Source organism: Flagellimonas okinawensis (genome assembly GCF_029194005.1).
GTDB classification, from domain to species: Bacteria; Bacteroidota; Bacteroidia; order Flavobacteriales; family Flavobacteriaceae; genus Flagellimonas; species Flagellimonas okinawensis.
In genome coordinates, this window is sequence record NZ_JARFVA010000001.1 from 435,927 (window position 1) to 453,680 (window position 17,754).

Below are 17,754 nucleotides of genomic sequence, written 5' to 3' on the forward strand. Positions count from 1 at the left end.
TTGTTCTATTTTTGCGGGGTGAATATACATCAAAAATACATCCTTCGCTGCATAGAACTGGCCAAAAAGGGATTGGGGACAACTGCCCCGAATCCTATGGTGGGATGTGTGATTGTACATGACAATAAAATTATTGGTGAAGGATTTACAAGTCCTTATGGTGGTCCACATGCAGAAGTGAATGCCATTAACGCAGTCAAGGATAAAGACTTGCTTAAAGAAGCATCCCTGTATGTTACTTTGGAACCATGCTCCCATTATGGCAAAACCCCTCCGTGCGCTGATTTAATTGCCAAACACCAACTCAAAGAGGTTTTTATTGGGCTACAAGATCCACATGATAAAGTAGCCGGAAAAGGCATCAAAAAATTGGAGGATGCTGGCTGTAAGGTGACGGTGGGCATTCTTGAAGATGAATGCAGGAATCATCACAAACGGTTTTTGACATTCCAAGAAAAGAAACGCCCCTACATTATATTAAAATGGGCGGAGTCCGATGATGGATTTTTAGCTCCCGATGCTACCAAGCGAAGTGACAACCCCGAGCCATTTTGGATTACCAATGCCCATTCCAAACAGTTGGTGCATCAATGGCGAAGCCAAGAACAGGCCATTTTGGTCGGCACCAACACGGTTTTGGATGACAACCCCAAGTTGACGACACGTAACTGGGCCGGCAAAGACCCTATCCGTGTGGTTTTGGACAGGAGTTTAAAGATTGAATCGAACTATCATGTTTTAGATACATCCGTTCGGACCATTGTTCTTACAGAGGTCGAAGATGCATCAAAATATATGGAAGGTGTTGATTATGTCATCATCGATTTTTCAGCAAACTTGGCAAAGGAAATTTGTGCGGCGCTCCATCAACAAAATATCACAAGCGTAATTATTGAAGGTGGTGCGAAAACGCTTCAAACTTTTATTGATGAAAACTTGTGGGACGAAGCCCGTGTTTTTAAAGGTGCTGTATGTTTTAAAAATGGTTTGCCCGCTCCCAAATTACAGGGAACTTTACAGCATCAAAACAAGATATTGACCGACACTTTATCCGTTTATTTAAATGATTAAAAACATTATTCTCGATTTTGGCGATGTGCTCATCAACCTGGATAAACCTGCTACGGCAAAAGCCATGGTGCAGCATGGTTTTACCAAAGTGACCCCAAATTTGGAGCGTTTGTTTCAGGAATACGAGAAGGGACTTATCACATCTACAAACTTTTTGGACGAAGTATCCGCCCACTTTCCAAAAGCGTCCAGAGAATATTTAACACAAGCTTGGAACTCCATTTTATTGGATTTTCCAGAACACCGGCTAAATTTTATTGAACAACTGGCAGCTGAGAATCAATATAAAATGATATTGTTGAGCAATACCAACGACTTGCACATTGAGCAGGTAAAAGAGCAAATGGGCATGCAGCGCTTCAATAGGTTCAAAAATGCATTTGATGTGTTCTACCTTAGCTACGAAATGGGCATGCGAAAACCAGATACCGAGATTTTTGACTTTGTCTTACAAGAAAACCAACTTACAGCGGAAGAAACCTTTTTTGTGGACGATGTTAAGGAGAATACAGATGCTGCAGCCACCTTGGGCATTAAAGTATGGAACCTGCGAGTAGGCAAAGAAGAGGTGACCCAACTAAAATCTAAATTATAAATGGTATACCTGATTCTGAGCGTTTTGAGCTCCACGTTAATTTTTGTGGTTTTTAAATTGTTCGATGTTTTTAAAATACAGACCCTTTACGCCATTATCACCAATTATGTGGTGGCCTGCACGGTAGGCTTCTTTTTATATGATGGTCCTGTTGGCATTAGCGACTTTACCAATAAACCTTGGTTCATCGGTCCTATATTATTGGGTATACTTTTTATTGTGATTTTTAATTTAATGGCCCGCACAGCACAGGTCTCGGGTGTTTCTGTAGCATCGGTGGCCACCAAAATGTCGTTGGCCATTCCTGTTATAATGGGTGTACTCTTGTATGGAGAACATTTAAGTGCTATTCAAATTATCGGTATTGTTTTGGCTTTGGCAGCCGTTTACCTGGCTTCAATTAAAGAAAATAGCATTCGCATAAACAGAAAAGCACTTATTCTTCCTTTACTGGTATTTTTAGGATCCGGTGTTATCGATACCAGTATCCAATATTTTGAAGAAATCCATTTGACCGATCAGGAGATTCCGGTGTTCTCTTCCATGATATTTGGATTTGCTGCATTGAGCGGGTTTATATTTATAGGTATAAAAGCGGTTAACACACCGTTAAAAATAAACCTAAAAAATATTGTGGGAGGCATTGCCCTTGGAGTGCCCAATTATTTCTCCATCTATTTTTTGATTCGCGCCCTACGGGCTGACATTTTGAGCAGTGCAGCTATCTTTACTTTAAACAATGTCGCCATTGTAATGTTCTCCACGCTTTTTGGAATAGTACTGTTCAAGGAGAAACTCAGCCTTAAAAACTGGAGCGGTGTTGCCTTGGCCGTTTTGAGCATAATATTGGTAGCTTTGTTCTAATGGAGAAAAAAGAAGATGTTTATAGGGCCGTTACCAAAACCTCACCCGAGATTTTATATAAGGACCGAAAAAGCAAATTCTATGCTCAAGTTCACCCAATTTCTTCGGAAGATGATGTAAAACCCATTGTTGAGGAGCTCCGAAAAAAATATCACACGGCCAATCATGTTTGTTATGCTTGGCAATTGGGTACAGAAAATCCTATGTACAGGGCAAATGATGACGGTGAGCCAAACAACTCGGCAGGAATGCCCATCTATGGACAAATACAATCCTTTGATGTGACCAATGTACTGATTACCGTAACCCGAATCTTTGGAGGTACCAAACTTGGGGTCGGCGGATTGATTCAGGCTTATAAAACAGCCGCACAATTAGCGTTGGAAAGTGCCAAAATCGTTAAAAAAACAATCAAAGCTCAATTAAGCTTACAATTTGAGTATCCGGTGATGGATATTGTGATGCGAACCATCAAACAAAAAAACTTGGACATTGTTTCCCAAAAAATGGAATTGGATTGTGAGCTGGTTATTTCGGTTCGATTAAGTGAATCGGAAGAAGTTTTCCAACTTTTCGATGAAATGCATGGTGTGGATGCAGCGATGGTAGAATGATTGAATAAAGACAGCTTGCTAATAGATGTATAACCGCTTCTCTAAAAGATATAAGAAAAAAGACTCCTGACTCCTAATTCCTAACTCCTAATTCCTAACTCCTAACTCCTAACTCCTAACTCCTAAAATATCAATCATCCAGTTTTTCCAAGATATAATCTGGACATTTTATGGGTCTTCCCGTTTTTTTATCCATAAAGGCCAAAACGGTATTTGCCGTGGCTAATAACTCCCCTGCTTCGTTTATTAAATCGTAATCAAACTCGATCTTAACCATCGGCTTGGATTTTAATCGTGTCCTTACGGTTAAAAGATCATCGTACAACGCAGACTTTTTATAATCAATACGTAAGGAAATTACGGGCAGCATTATACCATTATCCTCCATGCTCTTGTAGGTTATCCCCATGGACCTTAACCACTCCACGCGACCCATTTCAAAATACTGTGCATAGTTTCCGTGGTAAACAACCCCCATTTGGTCGGTTTCTGCATATCGAACCCGAAAAGAATATGAATTTAGACCCATTTTTAACTGAAAAATTATATATTTAGAGGCTTGCTTATTTTAAGGGTAACATGCGAAAAAAAAACAAAACTTTCAATGACAAATTGATTTTTTTTTTAAAAGATTTGTTCACATATTTGTCGCATCCAATAAGCATCTTGTAACCCTTTAGATGTTTACTCTTAAATATTAAAGCTAACCATTAAAACAAGGAAAAACTTCTATGAGTGCTACTGCTAATTCCGTATGGAACAACTGTTTGGCTTTTATCCAAGATAACATCCAACCGCAGGCATTCAAAACTTGGTTTGAGCCTATCAAGCCTATTAAGTTGACCGATAAAGCATTGAGCATTCAGGTTCCAAGTAAGTTTTTCTACGAATGGCTGGAGGAACACTATGTGAAGCTTTTAAAAGTTGCCCTAACTCGTGAGTTGGGAACCAATGCCAAGCTGATCTATGTAATAAAAATGGAAAACAAGTACGGCAACAAGGAACCCTTTACGGAGCAGATTCCAAGTTCTAACCGTACCGCTGTGGGTCCACAAGAATTGGATGTGCCGATTACCTCCAAAAGTCCCGAACTAAAAAATCCATTTGTGATTCCGGGAATTCGAAACATTAAAATCGAGTCCCAGTTAAATCCCAACTATAATTTTGATAATTTCTTAGAAGGAGATTCCAACCGATTGGCAAGATCGGCCGGTATGGCGGTTGCCAACAAACCTGGAGGTACATCCTTTAACCCATTATTGGTTTTTGGTGGAGTTGGTCTAGGAAAAACACATTTGGCCCATGCCATTGGTGTAGAAATAAAAGATAAATACCCAGAAAAGACCGTACTCTATATTTCGGCAGAGAAATTTACCCAACAATATATAGAGTCGGTTAAGAAGAATACCCGAAACGATTTTATCCATTTTTACCAATTGATAGATGTTCTTATCATCGATGATGTTCAGTTCCTATCCGGTAAATCAGGAACCCAAGATGTATTCTTCCATATTTTCAACCACTTGCACCAGAATGGCAAGCAGGTGATATTGACATCGGACAAAGCACCTGTAGACATGCAGGACATTGAGCAGCGTTTGCTCTCCCGTTTCAAATGGGGTCTATCCGCAGAATTGCAAAGTCCGGATTATGAAACCCGTGTTTCCATTTTAAAGAACAAATTATATAGGGACGGTGTTGAAATGCCCGAGGACATCATTGACCATGTGGCCAAAAACATTAAAACCAATATCCGCGAATTGGAAGGTGCCATTATTTCTTTAATCGCACAATCTTCTTTCAACAAACGTGAGGTAACCTTAGAGCTTGCCCAACAAGTGGTGGAGAAGTTTGTTAAAAATACCAAGCGCGAGGTTTCTATCGACTACATTCAAAAAGTGGTTTCCGATTACTTTGAAATGGATGTGGCCACGCTTCAATCGAAAACCAGAAAACGCCATATTGTACAAGCTAGGCAATTGGCCATGTTCTTTGCAAAGAAATTTACAAAGGCTTCTTTGGCCAGTATCGGTTCCCAAATTGGTAAACGTGATCACGCCACCGTACTGCACGCATGCAAAACAGTGGATAACCTTGCTGAGACCGATAAGCAATTCAGAAAATACATCGAAGATCTGAACAAGAAGTTCTCCTAATAACTTCACAACATTTATGAAAATCAAAGTTTTGATGGTCTGCTTAGGAAACATTTGCAGATCGCCATTGGCCGAAGGCATTTTAAAATCCAAAGTGGACTCGGATTCCGTTTTTGTAGATTCTGCCGGTACTGCAGGGTATCACGTAGGCAATCCACCGGATAAACGCTCTATTGCCGTTGCCCGAAAATATGGAATCAATATTAGTGAACAAAAGTGCCGAAAATTTTCGAGTCTGGATTTTTTAGAGTTTGACCATATTTACGTGATGGACCGCAGTAATTTTTCTGATGTTGCCAGTTTGGCCAAAAACAAGGAAGAGGCAGCGAAAGTGAAATTACTATTGAGCGAAACAGAACTCGGTATAAAAGAAGTCCCAGACCCCTATTACGGTGGAGATGATGGCTTTGAAAATGTTTACCAAATGATCGACAGGGCTTGTGAGGCAATTGCGAATAAACTAAATTAAGCCCATGGAAGAGGAAAAACCTGGTTTGGTCATAGGCAAAGTTTACCTTATTCCCACTACATTAGGGGATAATGCACCTTTGGAAGTAATGCCCATTTCTGTAAAAGGGACCATAGAACGTATTGACCATTATATTGTAGAAAACGAGAAAACAGCAAGACGTTTTATAAAACGGGTAAGCCCCAGCAAATCGCAACCAGACCTCCATTTGCAATCCCTGAACAAATACACCAATCCTGAGGAAATCCCATCATTTTTGGACCCTTGTATCCACGGACACGATATTGGGATCTTATCAGAAGCCGGATGTCCAGGAATTGCTGATCCTGGTGCCGATGTAGTTCGCGTTGCACACGAAAGAAGGGTTAAAGTAGTTCCCTTGGTGGGACCATCATCCATATTAATGGCCATGATGAGCAGTGGCATGAACGGACAAAATTTTGCCTTTAACGGTTATTTGCCCATTGACAATGCCGAGCGTAAAAAAATGATAAAAAGTTTGGAACGATTGTCTCGCGATAAAGGGCAATCCCAAATTTTTATGGAGACCCCCTACCGAAACAATAAATTGGTAAAAGAACTTATTAGAACACTACAAAAGTCTACACGACTGTGTATTGCTTGCGATATTACCCTGCCCACTGAATTTATATCTACCAAAAGCGTGCACGAATGGAGTGAAATTGAAGTGGACCTCGATAAAAGACCGACAATCTATATTATCCACGCATAAAAAAAGCCCCGAATTTTCGGGGCTTTTTAGTTTACAATCCTTGCCAATTATACTTTGGCATTTTTCTGTTGCTTGATATCGGAAATATCGTAGCCCGCAAATTTTCTCATATAGTACGAGATACTACTTCCATAAGCATCGGTTACATCGTTTTGTCCGTATGATCGTAGATATTTCTTCACGTTACCTGCCCCGGCCAAATGCGCCGCAGCCAAGATTCCTGATTCCGTAACCTTAATTCCTCCAATGGTTTTTCCGTTAAAGCGCTTAATGTCCCTTCTTAAAATCCATTTATTACGGGCAATATTGGCCTCGAAGGCCTTTTCCTGAAGTTCGGCATTGGCCAAAAACTCATCCATATCATAAACACCCATCAAATGCAAGGTGCTGCTACCAAACTGGTATTTACCCAAATAACCTAATGTGTTTACTCTATGATATTTACCCTGGGACTCTTTAAAAGCGAGTGCTTCTTTAAAGCCATTAAAAGCTTTTCCCAGAAAAGGAGGGGTTACCTCGTCCTCGTCAAGAAGTGCAATGGAATCTTGCGGTGCAAAGATTTCCATGTTGGTTGTTACCTTCAATGAATCTGGAATTTCAACATTCCTTTTTTTCATTACGGTATAAGAACCAAAACTTGTCAAAACTACAATCATGGCAAGATGTAGAATAAAACCTATCCATCTTTTCATAATGTTCATATTTGTGATCTCGATACATATACGTATCAAAAATCAATTTGGCCGGCAAATATAGGTGGAGTTCTTAGAATGGGTACCCTAAAGCTCATAAAGATTTCTTAAATCAGCCTTAAAATCCGTTAAAGTGATGAATATCAACGATAAAGAACCTTATCGAAGAACTTTTTGCTGATTTAACCAACGGGTATACTGCACTTTATTCCGGTTATGTTGCGCTAAGGATTTGGCAAACATATGGTATCCGAAGTTTGAAACGTCGGCTACAAAATAGAGATAATCGTGCTTTTCTGGATTTAAAACAGCATCTATGGAAGTGATGTCGGGCATGGTTATCGGACCTGGTGGAACACCTGCATATTTATAGGTATTATAGGGTGAATCCATCTCCAAATCGCGAAAGAGCACTCTTTTTATTATTGTATCGTAATTACCTGTTTCCTTTTTTATGGCATAAATTACCGTAGGGTCTGCCTGCAACAACATACCCCTTCTAATTCGATTTAAGTAAACACCGGCTACACGAGGACGTTCGTCCACCTTGGCCGTTTCTTTTTGGACAATCGCCGCAAGGGCGGTCACCTCATTTGGGGTCAACCCCAGCTTTTTGGCTTTTTGAAGTCGCTCCTCGTTCCAAAATCGGTCATATTCCGTTTTCATCCTGTCCCTAAAACTTTCTGCATTGGTGTTCCAGAAAAACTCGTAGGTGTTGGGAATATACATGGCCAACTTGGTATCTTCATCAAAATTGGACTCCTTTAAAAAGCTGGAATCGTTGAATGTTTGTAGCAAAGACAAACTATCCGCTTCTATTTGTTCGGATATTCTTCCTGCCAATAACGCAAGTGATTCTTGGTTGTTAAAAGATACTTGCACCGGAATGTTCGCACTGCGCAACGTATTGATGATCTCGTTGTTGTTCATCCCTTGTTTTAGGGCGTACTTACCTGCCTTAATGTTGGTTATGTAGCCTTTGCGCTTAGCGACAGCTTCAAAAGTGGACAGATCCTTCAACAATGGTTCCAATGAGTTTTTTACATCTGAAAATGTGGCGTCCGATGCAATGTAAACATAAGCTTCATTGTTATTGAACTGGGTGTTGGGACTAAAAATGGCACTATAAATTTGATAGACGATAAATCCGCAAATCAACAATCCAAGGATAGCAGTTGCCCACAGTACTTTTTTAAGATTCATTTGTATTGATCTTTTGATACATTATTTCGTTCTTGAACCCTTGACTGGTTCTTATCCACTCTTTTTTGACACCGATTTCCTCAAAACCCATTTTTTGAAACAGATGCTTACTGGCCTTGTTGTCCTCCAAAATGTTTGCGTAAAGTTGATGAAGGTCCAAAGTTGAAAAAGCGTAATCACACAAAAGTGATAGTGCTTCCGCTCCGGCACCTTTGTTTCGGTCCCCTGGTTCAACAATGATGATTCCAATACCCGCTCGGCGGTGTTTGGGGTCAAAATCAAATAAATCGATCAACCCAATACACTCATCTTGAAGATTACTGATGCAAAGCCTCAATTGTTTTACATCGTATATGTCCCTATGGGCATTGTCCAAATACAATTGCAATACCTTTTTAGAGTAAGGTTTTAAAGTACCACTTACCTCCCAGACCGATGTATCGTTTTCCAATTTGTACAAAAAGTCCAAATCTGTCGGCTCCAAGGCCCGCAAATAAACTTGTTCTCCTTTTAGACTGAGCATTCGATGGTTCCTTTAAATACCTGTATCGCAGGTCCTTTTAAAAAGATGTTGTTGTATTTATCGTCCTTTTTCTCGAAAGAAATGGTAAGGTCGCCCCCTATGGTATGAATATGTACTTCGTTGGCTGCAGTTTTTCCCGACTCGAACATGGCCAAGGCCACAGCCGTAACCCCCGTACCACAAGAAAATGTTTCGCCTTCCACTCCCCTTTCGTAAGTACGCACATCAAAAGCATTGTCGCTGGTTTGCTCCACAAAGTTGATATTGCTTCCTGGTTGGCCATACAATCCATAACGAAGCTTTTTTCCTTCCTTTTGCACATCGAACTTCTCCAATTCCTTAACCAACTGCACGTGGTGAGGGGAACCTGTATCCAAAAAACTATGGTTTTGCTTCTCATGGATTTTATCGACATCGATCATTTTTAAATTCACGATATCGCCTTCAACAGTGGCTTGGTGCAAACCATCTACGGCATTAAAAGTCGCATGCTTTTCTATAACGCCCAAATAATGGGCAAAGGCCACCAAACAACGGCCACCATTCCCGCACATGGTACTCTCTGCTCCATCTGCATTGTAGTAGACCATCTTAAAATCCGACACATTGTCATTTTCGAGGAGTATCAAACCATCCGCACCTATGCCAAATCTTCGGTCGCAAAGTTCTGCAACCAACTTGGTATTATTTTTGGGAAATATAAGCTGACGATTGTCGATAATTACAAAATCGTTGCCCGTTCCTTGATATTTAAAAAACTGTAGTTCCATATCTATCTACAAAGGAACAAATATATGGGATTCTTTAAGGTTTTTTTTGTAGTTAAAACAGCGTTAAACCGACCTGATCAAAATTGAATTATTTTAATTTTGATACAGCTAAATGTTAAATAATTATAGAATTATGAAGAAAATAGCGAGTTTACTCCTAGTATCGGTATTTGCAGGCGCAATTACACTAGGATCTTACAAATTATTTTTTGAGAAAGAAAACTACACATGGGTCACTTCGCAGCAAGAGACTCCTTTCATTACCACAAGTAATTTGGATACTTCCGCAAGAGGTGCCGGAATCAATGAAGTTGACTTTACCCTAGCAGCCGAAAAAACGGTCAATTCCGTGGTGCACGTAAAAAACATGACCATTAGTAGAGGCCCCTCCAGTATAGCGGAATTCTTTTATGGCTACGAACGCCAACAAACCCCTCAAGTTGGAACAGGATCTGGGGTAATTATTTCTCCAGACGGATATATTGTGACCAATAATCATGTTATCGCCAATTCCAGTCAGTTGCAAGTAACCTTGAACAATAATAAAACCTATGAAGCGGAAATTATTGGAACCGATCCAGAGTCTGATATTGCTCTTTTAAAAATTGAAGCTGAAGATGCTCTTCCTTACTTGGCATTCGGAGATTCCGACAACGCTAAAATTGGCGAATGGGTTTTGGCTGTTGGCAATCCTTTTAATCTCACTTCTACCGTTACAGCGGGTATTGTAAGTGCAAAGGCGAGATCACTTTCACCAAGGAGAGCACAATCCTTTATTCAGACGGATGCTGCCGTAAACCCCGGAAACAGTGGTGGTGCTTTGGTGAATACAAACGGCGACCTAATTGGAATAAATACCGCCATTACATCACAAACAGGGTCTTATGTTGGTTATGCCTTCGCAGTGCCCAGTAATATTGCCAAAAAAGTGGTCGAGGATATCATGGAGTTTGGGAATGTTCAAAAAGGATTATTGGGAATCAAAGGCGGAGACCTGAACCCTACAGCTGCCACCGAATTGGGCATAGATGATTTAGAAGGAGTGTATGTTTCCAGTATTGAGGAAGAATCTGGTGCCGAAGAGGCTGGTTTAAAAGAAGGTGACATTATAAAGCAAGTGGACAATATCCAGATCAGCAAGTTTTCTGAACTTTCAGGCTATTTAAATTCCAAAAGACCTGGCGATAAAGTTGAAGTTACCTTAAATAGAGATGGAAAAAATTTGGTAAGAAACGTAACCTTGAAAAAGCGCCTTAGTGTTGAATTACCCGGAACAGGATTTACAGTGAAGAATCTATCCAAATCCGATATTAAAAAGTTTGGGGTGTCAAAAGGAGTAAAAATCACCAATGTACCTGCTCCTTATGCCCGATATGGATTGGAAAATAAAGTAATCATTGAATTGGATGGTGAGCCAATCAACAATATCGACGATGCAAAAGAGCGATTTAGTCAACTTTCCAAGTATGGCCGAACCAGTTTTACCATGATTAATGAAAATGGTGAGAAAGAACACATGATTCTTCAATAAAGTGCCAAAAAAACACTTCAAAGCGCCTTAATAAAGGCGCTTTTTTTATTCCGATTATGTTTTACGAAAACGTTTGAAATATATAATTTAGCCGCAAATTAAAAGATACAACGGCAACCATAACCCATGAGTGACAATTCTTCTTACGAAAAAGAGCTTGCCTTTCAGGCAGATAGGCGAAAAGCAACCACGGAATTTATTAAAATCATCAGTGACCTTTGGTACGACAAGGCCATTGAAGTGGTACTGTTTAAAAATCAAATTATAGATAAAAATGTTAGCGACATCATCAACCTGCACGAGTATGCAGGTGAATTTGTACAAAAACCGATGTCCATTTTTGATTCTGTGGAAATTCTAAGGGCAATCAACGATATCAACCTACCTCCAGCCAAACTGGATATTGGAAAGTTAACCTACGAGTACAACACCAATCAAAATGCCCACCTTAATGTAAAGGCTTTTGTAATTGACAAACTAAAAGGTGCTCAAAAATCGAAGGCCATAAAACCAAAAGATGTTATCCTGTATGGTTTTGGGCGTATCGGACGTTTAGTGGCTCGGGAACTTATGGCCAAAACAGGACGTGGCAGCCAATTGCGATTAAGGGCAATCGTGGTAAGGGGAGAATTAAACCGTGAAGTACTTGAAAAAAGGGCCGCCTTATTAAAAACCGATTCTGTTCACGGACCTTTTACGGGAACGGTCGATGTGGATGAGTCGAAAAACGCGTTGGTTATCAATGGGACCACTGTAAAGTTTATAAGTGCAAATCAACCAGAGGACATCGATTACACAAAATACGGTATCCAAGATGCCCTGATTATTGACAATACCGGTGCGTTTAGGGACAACACCGCACTATCCAGACATTTGAAATCGAAAGGTGCGAACAAAGTACTTTTAACAGCTCCAGGAAAAGAAGTTCCCAATATTGTGCATGGGGTAAACCACAAGGATTTTAACCCCGACAAAACCCATATTTATTCAGCTGCATCGTGCACCACAAATGCCATTACCCCTATTCTAAAAGTAATAGAGGATTCTCTTGGAATTAAAAAAGGGCACTTGGAAACGATACATGCCTATACCAACGATCAAAATTTAGTGGATAATATGCACAAAAAGTATCGACGTGGTCGTGCCGCAGCATTAAATATGGTTATAACCGAAACCGGGGCGGGTTCTGCGGTGGCGAAGGCCCTACCCTCCCTTAAAGGCAAGCTTACATCCAATGCCATAAGGGTACCTGTACCCAATGGTTCGCTGGCCATCCTCAACTTGGAAGTAAAAAACAAGACATCCAAAGAGAGTTTGGATACCATTATAAAAAAGTATGCCCTTGAAGGTGATTTGGTAGAGCAGATAAAATATGCGCTGAGCAATGAGTTGGTTTCCTCCGATATCGTAGGGACCACTGCCCCATCCATTTATGATAGTAAAGCGACCATAGTGTCGCCCGGGGGCAAAAACATTGTACTTTATATTTGGTACGATAACGAATATGGATACTCGCATCAAGTAATTAGATTGGCGAAATATATCGCAAAGGTTAGACGTTATACGTATTATTAGTGGATGACAATTTGTTCAAAGAACCAATTATCTTTTTTTGAAATTTGGTATATTGATGTAATTTCGTCCCGCCCTTAATCTAAATTTAATACGAGAACATTATTGAACATGAAGCATTTACGCATTTTATTCATCTTAGCCTTACTAATTCCAACCTTAGCCATACAGGCACAAGAAGAGGAGTCCCCAGAAGAAACAGATAATACCCTAAGAGGACAATTTGAAGAACTGGAAAGGAAATCGACTAATTATAGGTCGGGAAATGGTGTAGCCTATGAAGTGATGAAGCTTTCAAGCATCAACGATTTGAAAGCCAACATTTTTGATACGATCAATACGGCTAATAAGAATATCAAGGATTTAACCTCTACAATTGAGGCAAACAATGCCGAAATAGAGGATCTGAACAGTAAATTACAGGAAACAACAAATAAACTGAACTCGGTTACCGAAGAAAAAGACAGTATTTCGTTTTTTGGTGCCCTGATCAGCAAAGGAACCTACAACTTTATATTATGGTCCATTATTTTTGGGCTCCTTTTATTGTTACTGTTCTTTATTTACAGGTTCAGAAACAGTAATTTCTTGACTCAACAAGCCAAATCGGCCCTAGCCGACCTAGAAGAGGAGTATCAAAACCACAGGCGTAGAGCTTTAGAGCGCGAGCAAAAAATTAGCCGACAGCTACAAGATGAACTCAATAAACAAAAGAAATAAAAAAGAAAGGCTTCCAAAATGGAGGCCTTTCTTTTTGAACAGTTGTTGTAATTGGTTTCATTACTTTTGCCGCAAATAAATACAGTAAAATGTCCATGCGAATTGACATCATCACGGTACTTCCCGAACTCTTAAAGAGCCCCTTTGAGGCATCTATACTTAAACGTGCCATAGAAAAAGGGTTGGTAGAGGTACATCTTCACAATCTGAGGGATTATGCCACGGGCAATTATAAACAAATAGACGATTATCAGTTTGGTGGTGGTGCTGGCATGGTCATGATGATCGAGCCCATAGACAAATGCATCTCTCAACTTAAATCGGAAAGGGAATACGACGAGGTAGTTTACATGACCCCGGACGGAAATACTCTCAACCAGGGTATGGCCAATGAAATTTCCATGAAAAAAAACATAATTATCCTTTGTGGCCATTATAAAGGTGTGGACCAGCGGGTAAGGGACATGTTCGTTACCAAAGAAATTTCGATTGGAGATTATGTGCTCTCTGGTGGCGAATTGGCAGCTGCGATTCTTTGCGATGCCGTTATCCGATTATTGCCAGGTGTACTTAACGATGAGACATCCGCACTCACCGATACGTTTCAAGATAATTTATTGGCCCCACCGGTTTATACCAGACCTGCTGAATACAAAGGAATGGAAGTCCCCAAAATATTGTTGAGCGGTAACTTTCCTGAGATTGAAAAATGGCGGGAGAACCAAGCATTTGAACGTACCAAAGAAAGAAGACCAGATCTTTTGGAAAAATAACATTCCTTAAAAGTCAAAAACACAAAAAAACAACTTGCTATTTCTAAATATTGCATTACTTTTGCAATCTCAAAATCAACCTCTGACGAAATCCGTGAAAGTTGATCTTGTAAAAAACACTAAAAAAAACAAAAATGGAATCCTTAATAAAATTTGTTGAAGACGAATTTGTTCCAAAAAAAGAATTTCCAAAATTTTCAGCTGGTGATACCATCACTGTTTATTACGAAATTAAGGAAGGCGAAAAAACACGTACCCAGTTCTTTAAAGGTGTAGTTATACAGCGTAGAGGAAGTGGAGCTACAGAAACTTTTACTATTCGCAAAATGTCCGGGACTGTTGGTGTGGAAAGAATTTTCCCAGTAAACATGCCGGCTTTGCAAAGAGTTGAAGTAAACAAAAAAGGTAAAGTACGTAGATCTAGAATCTTCTACTTTAGAGGTCTTACCGGTAAAAAGGCTCGTATTAAAGAAGTTAAGGGATAATCCATATTCCATACGACAAAAAAGAGCACCCTTTATGGGTGCTTTTTTTATGAACAATTGTTAATAACAACGGTTCATATCGTGTTGATTTTTAATACCTTAAAAAGTTGCGGAATTTAATGTTACGTTCTACTTTAGTGACAGATATGATAGTGATACCATCACAATCAAATCGATTTAAAGTTGACGTTCTTTAAAACTGTGAATTCCCTTATAATTGGTAACACTACTGATCACAAAAGGAATTTCGAATCAGGAAACGTTTCGACAGGACCCGATGAGAAATAATAAATTTTATGTGCGAATGGAAGAGCAATTTTCCATTTTGATAAAGTTTAGGAAAACCACAGTATACTTTGCAAAATGTGGATTAGTTGAAAAATTAAGAGCATAGCAGAGAAAACGTCGAAAGGGCAAAAGAAGTAATCAAATAGATTGCAGTTTGGTACCACCAAGCAATTCTTGAGTCCTATCTGAAAGCCATATCTTTCGTAAAAAAAAGATATGGCTTTTGTTATTTTCACAATTTATAGGTAAATCCACCTACTTTTAGGCACTTCCTTTCGTACTTCACCGTCCATAAATCGTATATTTGCAACCGCTCAAACAAATACATTTAAATGGCTAAACTTTATTATACCAAAACAGATGAGGCTCCTGCCTTAGCAACGTTATCATTCTTACCCATTGTAAAATCATTTACCGAAACAGCAAACATCGCCGTTGAGACCAAAGACATCTCTTTGGCCGGGAGAATCGCCGCCATGTTTCCTGAATTGTTGACCGAGGAACAGCAAGTTTCCGATGACCTATCCATTTTGGGCGAACTTGCCAAAACACCTGAAGCCAACATAATCAAACTTCCTAATATCAGTGCTTCCATACCACAACTTAAAGAAGCCATTGAGGAACTTCAGGAAAAGGGTTACAAGCTTCCAGATTATCCGGATGAACCCAAAAACGACGAAGAAAAAGCCATTAAGGCCAAATACGACAAAGTAAAAGGAAGTGCGGTCAACCCTGTACTCCGTGAAGGAAATTCGGACAGACGTGCCCCTAAAGCCGTAAAAAACTATGCCAAGGCACATCCACACTCCATGGGAGAATGGTCTTCTGACTCCAAAACCCATGTGGCCACCATGTCTCATGGTGATTTTAAATCGAACGAAAAATCACTGACCATGCCCAACGCGGATGAAATCCGTATAGAATTGGTCGATGCAAATGGCAATACCACAGTTTTAAAAGATAAACTTTCATTGCTAAAAGGAGAGGTTATCGACGCTACGGTAATGAGCAAAAAAGCTTTGGTGGAATTCTTGACCAAAGAAATCGCAGACGCCCGTAAAAACAATATTTTGCTTTCACTGCACTTTAAGGCCACTATGATGAAGGTTTCCGACCCTATCATTTTCGGACATGCATTGGAAGTATATTTCTCCGAACTGTTCAAAAACTATGGAGATACTTTCGAAAAATTGGGCATTAACCCAAATGATGGTCTCGAAACACTATTGGACAAAATAGGTAAGTTGCCAGAAGATCAGCACAAAGAAATCGAAGGTGCCATTATGGGCAGTATCGAGAATGGACCCGACCTTGCCATGGTAAACTCCGATAAGGGAATTACCAACCTTCATGTTCCCAGTGATGTGATCATCGATGCATCCATGCCGGCCATGATTCGTAATTCTGGTAAAATGTGGGACAAAAACGGTGAGCTTCAGGACACTAAAGCCATCATCCCGGATAGTAGCTATTCAGGAGTGTACCAAGCAACCATTGATTTCTGCAAAGAAAATGGTGCTTTTGATCCTACCACGATGGGTACTGTTCCCAATGTTGGACTAATGGCCCAAAAAGCGGAGGAATACGGATCTCACGACAAAACTTTCGAAATCGAGAAGGCAGGAACCGTAAAAGTAGTCAACGCAGCGGGTGAAACCTTGATCGAACATGCCGTGGAAGAAGGAGATATCTGGAGAATGTGCCAGGTAAAAGATGCCCCTGTTCAAGACTGGGTTAAATTGGCAGTATCACGAGCAAGAGCTACAGGAACTCCTGCCGTTTTCTGGTTGGATGAAGAAAGAGCCCACGATGCTGAGCTAATCAAAAAAGTAAATCTTTACCTAAAAGACCACGATACATCTGGATTGGACATCAGAATTCTATCCCCTATCGAAGCTACCAAGTTCACCTTGAAACGCATGAAGGAAGGAAAAGATACCATTTCTGTATCCGGAAACGTATTGAGGGATTACTTAACTGACCTCTTCCCTATTTTGGAAGTGGGAACAAGTGCCAAAATGCTTTCCATTGTTCCTCTGATGAACGGTGGTGGTTTGTTTGAAACAGGTGCCGGAGGTTCTGCTCCAAAACACGTTGAGCAATTCTTGGAAGAAGGTCACTTAAGATGGGATTCCCTCGGTGAATTCTTGGCTTTGGCCGTTTCTTTGGAGTTCTTTGGTGAAAAGAACAACAATCCTAAGGCCCAAGTACTTGCCGATGCTTTGGACAAAGCAACCGAAGAGTTCTTGAACCAGGATAGATCACCTTCCAGAAAAGTAAACGAAATAGATACACGAGGAAGCCACTTTTACCTTTCCCTTTATTGGGCCGAACAATTGGCCAAACAAGATAAGGACGAGGAGCTAAAAGCCATATTTGGAAAAGTATATGATGCCATGTCTGCCAACGAAGAGAAAATTGCCCAAGAGTTGATAGATGCTCAAGGCTCTCCAGTAGACATAGGAGGATACTATCTTCCAAATCCAGAATTGGCATCAAAAGCAATGAGACCAAGTGAGACCTTGAACAATATTTTGAGTTCCATAGGATAATCAAAAACAAGTAAATTCTTAGAATATAAAAGGCAACCGTTATAATGGTTGCCTTTTTACTTTTCTAACAAAATGTTAAAAATAACCACTGGTCACCAATTTCATTTTCCCTATAATCCATAATTGCGTACTTTTAAAAAAAC

General features: G+C 40.0%; 18 protein-coding genes. 13 read left to right on the forward strand and 5 right to left on the reverse strand.

Translation table 11 applies throughout. The annotated features are described in order from the left end of the window. Positions 1 to 18: 18 nt before the first annotated feature. Genes ribD through PY091_RS02115 form a run of 4 tightly spaced genes read left to right on the forward strand, consistent with a single transcriptional unit; the run spans position 19 to position 3,144 of the window. On the forward strand, positions 19 to 1,071 hold the full coding sequence (gene ribD / locus PY091_RS02100) for a bifunctional diaminohydroxyphosphoribosylaminopyrimidine deaminase/5-amino-6-(5-phosphoribosylamino)uracil reductase RibD (RefSeq protein WP_275648101.1): 1,053 nt from the start codon (positions 19 to 21) through the stop codon (positions 1,069 to 1,071). After that, positions 1,064 to 1,666 carry an HAD family hydrolase gene (locus tag PY091_RS02105; protein ID WP_275648102.1) on the forward strand — a complete coding sequence of 201 codons (603 nt, stop codon included), beginning with the start codon at positions 1,064 to 1,066 and terminating at the stop codon, positions 1,664 to 1,666. The genes ribD and PY091_RS02105 overlap by 8 nt, the downstream gene beginning before the upstream one ends. Continuing rightward, positions 1,667 to 2,530: a DMT family transporter gene (locus PY091_RS02110; RefSeq protein WP_275648103.1), complete on the forward strand. Its 864-nt coding sequence runs from the start codon at positions 1,667 to 1,669 to the stop codon at positions 2,528 to 2,530. Continuing rightward, positions 2,530 to 3,144, forward strand: coding sequence for an IMPACT family protein (locus PY091_RS02115; protein ID WP_275648104.1), 615 nt, complete (start codon positions 2,530 to 2,532; stop codon positions 3,142 to 3,144). The genes PY091_RS02110 and PY091_RS02115 overlap by 1 nt, the downstream gene beginning before the upstream one ends. Before the next feature lie 130 nt (positions 3,145 to 3,274). Here PY091_RS02115 and PY091_RS02120 read toward each other — a convergent pair whose 3' ends face one another. Then, positions 3,275 to 3,673 (reverse strand): acyl-CoA thioesterase, encoded by a 399-nt coding sequence (locus tag PY091_RS02120; RefSeq protein ID WP_275648105.1) that lies wholly within the window; start codon positions 3,671 to 3,673, stop codon positions 3,275 to 3,277. 202 nt (positions 3,674 to 3,875) lie between these two features. On the opposite strand from PY091_RS02120, the gene dnaA reads away from it, so the two are divergent. From dnaA to PY091_RS02135, 3 genes are read left to right on the forward strand one after another with little or no spacing between them, the layout of a single operon-like run. Next, a complete protein-coding gene (gene dnaA / locus PY091_RS02125; protein WP_275648106.1) occupies positions 3,876 to 5,300 on the forward strand; it encodes a chromosomal replication initiator protein DnaA in 1,425 nt (474 codons plus the stop codon). Positions 5,301 to 5,316: 16 nt separating this feature from the next. Then, positions 5,317 to 5,769, forward strand: coding sequence for a low molecular weight protein-tyrosine-phosphatase (locus PY091_RS02130; protein ID WP_275648107.1), 453 nt, complete (start codon positions 5,317 to 5,319; stop codon positions 5,767 to 5,769). A 4-nt stretch (positions 5,770 to 5,773) separates the two neighbouring features. Further along, a complete protein-coding gene (locus PY091_RS02135) occupies positions 5,774 to 6,502 on the forward strand; it encodes an SAM-dependent methyltransferase (protein ID WP_275648108.1) in 729 nt (242 codons plus the stop codon). Between the two features lie 47 nt (positions 6,503 to 6,549). Here the strand turns inward: PY091_RS02135 and PY091_RS02140 are convergent, their stop codons facing one another. From PY091_RS02140 to dapF, 4 genes are all read right to left on the reverse strand, one after another. Beyond that, on the reverse strand, positions 6,550 to 7,194 hold the full coding sequence (locus PY091_RS02140) for a lysozyme family protein (RefSeq protein ID WP_275648109.1): 645 nt from the start codon (positions 7,192 to 7,194) through the stop codon (positions 6,550 to 6,552). A 159-nt stretch (positions 7,195 to 7,353) separates the two neighbouring features. After that, positions 7,354 to 8,397 carry an endolytic transglycosylase MltG gene (mltG, locus tag PY091_RS02145; protein ID WP_275648110.1) on the reverse strand — a complete coding sequence of 348 codons (1,044 nt, stop codon included), beginning with the start codon at positions 8,395 to 8,397 and terminating at the stop codon, positions 7,354 to 7,356. Continuing rightward, positions 8,387 to 8,920 (reverse strand): GNAT family N-acetyltransferase, encoded by a 534-nt coding sequence (locus PY091_RS02150; protein ID WP_275648111.1) that lies wholly within the window; start codon positions 8,918 to 8,920, stop codon positions 8,387 to 8,389. Before PY091_RS02150 ends, mltG begins: the two co-directional genes overlap by 11 nt. Beyond that, positions 8,908 to 9,690 (reverse strand): diaminopimelate epimerase, encoded by a 783-nt coding sequence (gene dapF, locus PY091_RS02155; RefSeq protein ID WP_275648112.1) that lies wholly within the window; start codon positions 9,688 to 9,690, stop codon positions 8,908 to 8,910. The genes PY091_RS02150 and dapF overlap by 13 nt, the downstream gene beginning before the upstream one ends. A gap of 133 nt (positions 9,691 to 9,823) precedes the next feature. Between dapF and PY091_RS02160 the strand changes: the two genes are divergently transcribed. The 6 genes from PY091_RS02160 to PY091_RS02185 all read left to right on the forward strand — a co-directional run bounded on the left by PY091_RS02160 (position 9,824) and on the right by PY091_RS02185 (position 17,611). Continuing rightward, entirely contained in the window at positions 9,824 to 11,221 is a 1,398-nt protein-coding gene (locus PY091_RS02160) for a trypsin-like peptidase domain-containing protein (RefSeq protein ID WP_275648113.1), read from the forward strand. A 126-nt stretch (positions 11,222 to 11,347) separates the two neighbouring features. Beyond that, positions 11,348 to 12,796, forward strand: a complete 1,449-nt coding sequence (locus tag PY091_RS02165; protein WP_275648114.1) for a glyceraldehyde-3-phosphate dehydrogenase — start codon at positions 11,348 to 11,350, stop codon at positions 12,794 to 12,796. 108 nt (positions 12,797 to 12,904) lie between these two features. Then, the gene (locus PY091_RS02170; protein ID WP_275648115.1) at positions 12,905 to 13,513 is read left to right on the forward strand and encodes a tRNA (guanine-N1)-methyltransferase; all 609 of its coding nucleotides are present in this window, start codon (positions 12,905 to 12,907) and stop codon (positions 13,511 to 13,513) included. A gap of 95 nt (positions 13,514 to 13,608) precedes the next feature. Beyond that, on the forward strand, positions 13,609 to 14,286 hold the full coding sequence (gene trmD, locus PY091_RS02175) for a tRNA (guanosine(37)-N1)-methyltransferase TrmD (protein WP_275648761.1): 678 nt from the start codon (positions 13,609 to 13,611) through the stop codon (positions 14,284 to 14,286). A gap of 134 nt (positions 14,287 to 14,420) precedes the next feature. Further along, entirely contained in the window at positions 14,421 to 14,771 is a 351-nt protein-coding gene (gene rplS, locus PY091_RS02180) for a 50S ribosomal protein L19 (protein ID WP_014031354.1), read from the forward strand. A 620-nt stretch (positions 14,772 to 15,391) separates the two neighbouring features. Next, positions 15,392 to 17,611 carry an NADP-dependent isocitrate dehydrogenase gene (locus PY091_RS02185; protein WP_275648116.1) on the forward strand — a complete coding sequence of 740 codons (2,220 nt, stop codon included), beginning with the start codon at positions 15,392 to 15,394 and terminating at the stop codon, positions 17,609 to 17,611. The last annotated feature ends 143 nt before the right edge of the window (positions 17,612 to 17,754 follow it).

Coding starts and splice junctions, on each gene's coding strand:
- PY091_RS02105 (WP_275648102.1), top strand. CDS start 1,064: ATGATTAAAAACATTATTCTCGATTTTGGCGATGTGCTCATCAACCTG.
- PY091_RS02110 (WP_275648103.1), top strand. CDS start 1,667: ATGGTATACCTGATTCTGAGCGTTTTGAGCTCCACGTTAATTTTTGTG.
- PY091_RS02115 (WP_275648104.1), top strand. CDS start 2,530: ATGGAGAAAAAAGAAGATGTTTATAGGGCCGTTACCAAAACCTCACCC.
- PY091_RS02120 (WP_275648105.1), bottom strand. CDS start 3,673: ATGGGTCTAAATTCATATTCTTTTCGGGTTCGATATGCAGAAACCGAC.
- dnaA (WP_275648106.1), top strand. CDS start 3,876: ATGAGTGCTACTGCTAATTCCGTATGGAACAACTGTTTGGCTTTTATC.
- PY091_RS02130 (WP_275648107.1), top strand. CDS start 5,317: ATGAAAATCAAAGTTTTGATGGTCTGCTTAGGAAACATTTGCAGATCG.
- PY091_RS02135 (WP_275648108.1), top strand. CDS start 5,774: ATGGAAGAGGAAAAACCTGGTTTGGTCATAGGCAAAGTTTACCTTATT.
- PY091_RS02140 (WP_275648109.1), bottom strand. CDS start 7,194: ATGAAAAGATGGATAGGTTTTATTCTACATCTTGCCATGATTGTAGTT.
- mltG (WP_275648110.1), bottom strand. CDS start 8,397: ATGAATCTTAAAAAAGTACTGTGGGCAACTGCTATCCTTGGATTGTTG.
- PY091_RS02150 (WP_275648111.1), bottom strand. CDS start 8,920: ATGCTCAGTCTAAAAGGAGAACAAGTTTATTTGCGGGCCTTGGAGCCG.
- dapF (WP_275648112.1), bottom strand. CDS start 9,690: ATGGAACTACAGTTTTTTAAATATCAAGGAACGGGCAACGATTTTGTA.
- PY091_RS02160 (WP_275648113.1), top strand. CDS start 9,824: ATGAAGAAAATAGCGAGTTTACTCCTAGTATCGGTATTTGCAGGCGCA.
- PY091_RS02165 (WP_275648114.1), top strand. CDS start 11,348: ATGAGTGACAATTCTTCTTACGAAAAAGAGCTTGCCTTTCAGGCAGAT.
- PY091_RS02170 (WP_275648115.1), top strand. CDS start 12,905: ATGAAGCATTTACGCATTTTATTCATCTTAGCCTTACTAATTCCAACC.
- trmD (WP_275648761.1), top strand. CDS start 13,609: ATGCGAATTGACATCATCACGGTACTTCCCGAACTCTTAAAGAGCCCC.
- rplS (WP_014031354.1), top strand. CDS start 14,421: ATGGAATCCTTAATAAAATTTGTTGAAGACGAATTTGTTCCAAAAAAA.
- PY091_RS02185 (WP_275648116.1), top strand. CDS start 15,392: ATGGCTAAACTTTATTATACCAAAACAGATGAGGCTCCTGCCTTAGCA.